This is a genomic window from Leuconostoc falkenbergense (genome assembly GCF_014634805.1).
Taxonomy (GTDB): Bacteria; Bacillota; Bacilli; order Lactobacillales; family Lactobacillaceae; genus Leuconostoc; species Leuconostoc falkenbergense.
Genome location: NZ_BMBS01000061.1, coordinates 1 through 5,112 on the forward strand (window position 1 = coordinate 1; position 5,112 = coordinate 5,112).

Below are 5,112 nucleotides of genomic sequence, written 5' to 3' on the forward strand. Positions count from 1 at the left end.
GAATATCTTCGGGTAGCGTTGTATCATATTTTTTATTCAAAACATTTCTTCTTTTGATGAGTGCCTTCATTTGACTTATTTTGAATTCTATTGCATCTTGCACTTATTCACTCCTTTCTGCATCACCGTTTAAGTAGTTGATTGTCCAGCCATCTTGAACGTTAAAAACATAGATATTAAATTTCAAAATGTTGTCATTTGACTGTGCCATCATATGAACACCACGAGGAACTAACTCAACATTTTTGTAAATTGGTTTCACCTGGTATCGCACATAATTATTTTTTGACTGATTTAAATAATCAGCAATTTCTGTTTCATAAGTCACCATACTTTTTGCATTCGCTCGACTATCTGCATTTAATTGTCGTGTCCCTGTAATCAAATTTTTGGCTTCATTGTTTAGACCAGTAAATTGATACCCAATCAGATGACTACGGTTGTATAACCAGTCTGTAGTATTTGTTCCAGTTTTAATGGCATGGTATCCTGGCGTTTTAATTGTTAATCGTTCACGCGCTTTATACTTTAGAGAGGGCGGCATCAATTTTTGGTTAAGCAATGCATTAGCAACTTGTGGTCTGCCTAACCAATCTAATGACGAAAGTTTTTGCCAGCCACCCTCTTTTATTTGTAAATCATCCTGACTAAATGTTGGTTGGTTATGATTGATTTCAACAACTGTTTGCCCAGTATATTTCAAATTAACAAGCTCATCATTTTGTGTTGGAGAGTTACTTTGTTTATCAATATTAATCAGTTGTGATTGCGAACCTAGTGCTACAATTCTTTGCAAAATCGATACACGATTTAAATACACAATACCTATCAATATGACAATACCTAATAGGATTCTTCTCGCAAACCGACCGCGTTTATAATTTTTCATTTGAACCTCTTCTGCTTATTCAAACTCATCAAAGTCAATCGACTTTGGCAAATTTTTTTCCTGAGGGCGAGCGTTTTTTTGAATTCGTTCTACCTCATCATTTAAGTCTGGAAAATACATTTCAAGTCGCGCTAGAATTGTTTTAAACATTTCACCTATCGCAATTGTATTGTCATTTAATCCGTGCACAACATTATTGTTAGCCATGATTAAATCATCTAGGTAGCTGTGTAACACATTACTAGCATCATCTTCTCTAATTCGCTTTGCATAGTCCGTAATAACAATACGCAGTAATTCATTTGTAGATGTTCCTTCTGCTTGCGCACGCTGGTCAATGATATTCAAATCTTGTTTATCAAGACCGCGAACTTCTTTTCTAACTGTCTGCATAAAAACTCCTAAATTTATTTTGATAATTGGGAACAGGTTAAGGGGAAATGCCGGCACCATGTGCCAAACCCCGCCGTGCGGGCATTTCAAGTGCTGGGAGTTTGAGCGCTTGGTTAAACCATTTTTTAACCTACGTTTAACCCTTTTTAAACCTTTATTTGATGGAAAAAAATAGCCCAATAGGCAATTTATTTAACGATGTGGTATTACAAACCTGTTGGTTTTGGCAACAATGATTTGCCTTCCTGAACCTGTTTTTTAGTCTTTTGATATTGACTAATATTTGTCTTGGCACGTTGAATATTTTTCTGTGCATCACTGATTTGTGTTCGTATTTGTGTAATGGCATCACGCGCATTATCAATGCTAGTTTGAGTATCTGAGTCATCAGATTGGGCGAGTATTTTTTGATACTTTTTGATGGAAGATTGTTGTTGACCAATTGCTTTTTGATATTCAACAATTGCGTTCGTATTCTTGGAAATCAGTTTTTGTTGTGCCGCTATTTTAGCTTTACTTTCGCTAACTTCAAGTTCCTTTTGGCTGGCAAATGTTAGCGTATTTGATTTAGATACTTTGTCACGATTGATGATGAATTTACCGCTTGCGGAATTACTGTTTGCGTTAGCTTTCTTTGCACTTGAACTATCAACAACTACGCTACTTGGTGCTTCAACTGTCGCCGTGTTGATACTTTCATCATGAGCTGTTAGTGTTACAGCATTGAAGTTATGACTCAGGTTTTTAAATTGAACTACAAGCGTATTATTTGAAGTTGGTACGATACGACCTGTCACTTGACTACCACCATGATCAGTCATAGCAGTGAATTTAATTTTGCTAGTATCGACCAAATCTTGATCAGAAACAGCACCGTCAGAGATTGTATAATGCAGTTCCAAAACACCATTATTTTTATTAAAAACACTTTTTGTCAGACTAGCAGTTTTGTTCAAAGTGCCAAATGACACTGGCGTATTTAATTCCGTACTAGGCAAATTTGAAGGTCGAGGTGTAATATTAACCATCACGGTTGTACTAAAATCTATCAGGATAAACAGACTAAATATTGCAATTAAATTGCGCCGCTGATGTTCCAAAAACCAAGTACCGAAGCGACTAAATCTTTGAAAGATATTTCTAAATTTATCAGCTATTGTGATTATTGCAGTCATCATCCTACCCCTCCACATACTCAAATGCATTGCTAGTAAAGTCAGGATATGGTGGCAAATCCTTATCTGTCACTTCACTAATTTTACTGTCAGCAATATGTGTTTGAACAGCAGAATTTTTCGATGAGTGATTAGATTTATAGATGCGGAATTGTGTCACTTGATTTTGCATAGCATAAATTTTTTGACCTGTATTTTTATCGGTGTAATTGTGATTGCGCATCACAAATTCAACCTCAACTACTTGGCCAACATCAGTCACATAATCACGAATAAATTCTGCCGTTTTGTTAAAAGCAACGTAATCAATGTAAGTGGCTTTGCCATCTTTTAAATCATTAATGGCTAATTTGAAGTAGGCAATTTTGGTTTCTTTTTCACCTCTTACGGTAAAGTTTACGTCACGAACTAAACGTCCTACGTGGTGATTAATTTGCATAATAATTTCTCCTTTTTTGATCCAGTAAATTAATAATCGGTGTCAGTTGTTTGGCTAAATAGTCTTGGATATTATTTGGTAGTTTAAACACGGGGATTTGGTTACCAGCTTCAGAATAATGAATGCCTTTCAGGACTGTACAACCGACGTAATGATTCCCTAAGCAATCGTCAAACAGCTCACCTTTGGCTTTCATTTCATTTGGTTTTAAGCAGACAAAGGCTTGTTTTTTTGTGGGTTGAACGAGATTATTTTTTAATTCTTTAACGAGAATGACGACATATTTGGTTTGTTGTAGTTCTTGTAAACTTTTCTCATCCAACAGCGTTAATTGTCTGACTTTCATAATCTCTTCCTTTCGGTCTTGCAGCTTCATGAAATGGTAAATGGTAGCGTACCATCAAATTTTCGATAGCCTTAAATGATTGATAAGAGGTACGGTATAACCTCACTGCGCCATCGCTTTCTAATTTATGATTTTCAATTGCTTTGATCACTTTTCGACTGAGTTCTCCTGATGAGTTAGCTACAAAAAGTATGTCTGCGTTGAAAAAGTCTACTGCAATAAATACGTTGTATTGGTTTGCCATTATATCTCTCCTCTCTCCAATTTAAAGTTAAAAGCCTGATACCGATTGACTTGTTGTGATCGCAATTTTCAAACGATTGTCAAAACCACTGGCAAAATATTTACCATATAGGCTGATATCAATCAGATGGTCACGCATGTAATCTACTTGTTTGAAACCAATGTTTAAAAGCAACTGTTTTATCGCAACCTCACCTTGTAATTGCTTTTGCAAAGTCAAAACAGAATTACCTTTTTCAATTTCGGTTATCAAAAAGCGATAACCACGATCAAGAGCGCGGACGACAATTTCTGCTTGTTGGGGTTCATTCAAAAGTAAATCAGGAATCAAACCTTGGACTACACTTCTTAATTCAGGATTGTTTTGAATTGTTTTGCCGATCGCGATAAATGATTGTTGAGCTTTTTTTGAATTGTTATTGTTACTTACTTCATCCTCATCAAAAGAATTGGTCTCAGTTTCACTCAAATAAGTCTCACTACTCTCAGTCTCACTTGACTGTCGTTTTGACAGTTCTTGAGCTGTCGTTTTGGAAGTTCTTGACCTGTCATTTTGACAGTTCCGGACCTGTCGTTTTGACAGTTCCTTGTCCCCCAAGGGATTGACCCTGTGGATAACTTCAAAATCAGCATTTATGTTGCCAACGTAAAGTCTGTTTGGTTTATTTAGCCCTTGTCGTTCTTCTTCAAGGAGCCCAAAATTTGCTAGTTCTTTTTTCAAACTAATGACTTTTTTCTCGCCAACACTCAGGATTGTTTGCAGGTCAATGTTTTTGTAAATCAAGTAAACATCACCACTTTTATCAATCCAATTATTCTTAATTGATAACAAGAAACGATCACGCAGAATTGCATAAGCCACTTTCGTTTCAAGTTTCATGTCGGCATAGAATTCATTTTCAAACAGTGCTTTTGGAATTTTATAGAATCGTTCATTAGTTTCGACTTGATCTCTACTAACACGTTCCATTTTCCTGGGTTTTTCTTGATCATTTATCATCGGCAGTCCCCTCTAATGTCGCAACAATCTCTTCAAACGAAATATCCATGATTTTGTAAAATTTTATGAACGTCGTCAGTTTCGGATTATAACTTGGATCTGTTTCAGCTTTTGAAATCGTCGCCGTTGATAACTCCCCTTTTGATTTCACAGCTAATTCCAATTGTGTGAGTCTTTTTCGTTCCCGATAGGCTTTTACAATTGACCCAAAAGAATGTTTCATTTTGTCTCGTTCTCCCTTGTTTTAGTTGTCAATTTCCATTGATTTTATTACCAATAATTAACCGTCATGAAGACGGTTTCTTAACAACTTCTTAATATTTAGGCTGTTTTTAAGCAAAAAAAATAAGCCCACACAGGACTTATGAGCTTTTAAAATAACGAATGTTACAAATACGTTACTTCATTTCAAATTATTGACTTTGGAATTTTAGTAAACTGTGTAATCCCTTGTGCGCCAACGTATCAACAAGCCTCTGTTACGTTAGATTATGCACGGTACACTAACAAATGTCTTGAATTTGTCAACCCCTAAAGTAACAAATAATCTAAAAAAATTGATTTTAATTTGGCTAATCCGTTGTCGCTGTTGTGATAACGGATTTGTTTACAATATGATTACAAAGA

General features: G+C 35.6%; 8 protein-coding genes. All 8 read right to left on the minus strand.

Going from position 1 to position 5,112, the window contains the following annotated elements:
• Positions 1–103 precede the first annotated feature (103 nt).
• The 8 genes from IEU71_RS09580 to IEU71_RS09615 all read right to left on the minus strand — a co-directional run bounded on the left by IEU71_RS09580 (position 104) and on the right by IEU71_RS09615 (position 4,708).
• A complete protein-coding gene (locus IEU71_RS09580) occupies positions 104–889 on the minus strand; it encodes a DNA/RNA non-specific endonuclease (RefSeq protein WP_004915873.1) in 786 nt (261 codons plus the stop codon).
• A gap of 15 nt (positions 890–904) precedes the next feature.
• Positions 905–1,282, minus strand: coding sequence for a hypothetical protein (locus IEU71_RS09585; RefSeq protein ID WP_004915871.1), 378 nt, complete (start codon positions 1,280–1,282; stop codon positions 905–907).
• 206 nt (positions 1,283–1,488) lie between these two features.
• Positions 1,489–2,457, minus strand: coding sequence for a hypothetical protein (locus tag IEU71_RS09590; protein ID WP_036067279.1), 969 nt, complete (start codon positions 2,455–2,457; stop codon positions 1,489–1,491).
• 4 nt (positions 2,458–2,461) lie between these two features.
• Positions 2,462–2,896, minus strand: coding sequence for a single-stranded DNA-binding protein (locus IEU71_RS09595; protein ID WP_004915867.1), 435 nt, complete (start codon positions 2,894–2,896; stop codon positions 2,462–2,464).
• Positions 2,886–3,242, minus strand: a complete 357-nt coding sequence (locus IEU71_RS09600; RefSeq protein ID WP_004915865.1) for a hypothetical protein — start codon at positions 3,240–3,242, stop codon at positions 2,886–2,888. Before IEU71_RS09600 ends, IEU71_RS09595 begins: the two co-directional genes overlap by 11 nt.
• Positions 3,211–3,486, minus strand: a complete 276-nt coding sequence (locus tag IEU71_RS09605) for a hypothetical protein (RefSeq protein ID WP_004915863.1) — start codon at positions 3,484–3,486, stop codon at positions 3,211–3,213. Before IEU71_RS09605 ends, IEU71_RS09600 begins: the two co-directional genes overlap by 32 nt.
• Positions 3,487–3,513: 27 nt before the next feature.
• Positions 3,514–4,485 (minus strand): replication initiator protein A, encoded by a 972-nt coding sequence (locus tag IEU71_RS09610; RefSeq protein WP_004915861.1) that lies wholly within the window; start codon positions 4,483–4,485, stop codon positions 3,514–3,516.
• A complete protein-coding gene (locus IEU71_RS09615; protein WP_004915859.1) occupies positions 4,475–4,708 on the minus strand; it encodes a helix-turn-helix transcriptional regulator in 234 nt (77 codons plus the stop codon). Before IEU71_RS09615 ends, IEU71_RS09610 begins: the two co-directional genes overlap by 11 nt.
• Positions 4,709–5,112: the final 404 nt, after the last annotated feature.

Coding starts and splice junctions, on each gene's coding strand:
- IEU71_RS09580 (WP_004915873.1), bottom strand. CDS start 889: ATGAAAAATTATAAACGCGGTCGGTTTGCGAGAAGAATCCTATTAGGT.
- IEU71_RS09585 (WP_004915871.1), bottom strand. CDS start 1,282: ATGCAGACAGTTAGAAAAGAAGTTCGCGGTCTTGATAAACAAGATTTG.
- IEU71_RS09590 (WP_036067279.1), bottom strand. CDS start 2,457: ATGACTGCAATAATCACAATAGCTGATAAATTTAGAAATATCTTTCAA.
- IEU71_RS09595 (WP_004915867.1), bottom strand. CDS start 2,896: ATGCAAATTAATCACCACGTAGGACGTTTAGTTCGTGACGTAAACTTT.
- IEU71_RS09600 (WP_004915865.1), bottom strand. CDS start 3,242: ATGAAAGTCAGACAATTAACGCTGTTGGATGAGAAAAGTTTACAAGAA.
- IEU71_RS09605 (WP_004915863.1), bottom strand. CDS start 3,486: ATGGCAAACCAATACAACGTATTTATTGCAGTAGACTTTTTCAACGCA.
- IEU71_RS09610 (WP_004915861.1), bottom strand. CDS start 4,485: ATGATAAATGATCAAGAAAAACCCAGGAAAATGGAACGTGTTAGTAGA.
- IEU71_RS09615 (WP_004915859.1), bottom strand. CDS start 4,708: ATGAAACATTCTTTTGGGTCAATTGTAAAAGCCTATCGGGAACGAAAA.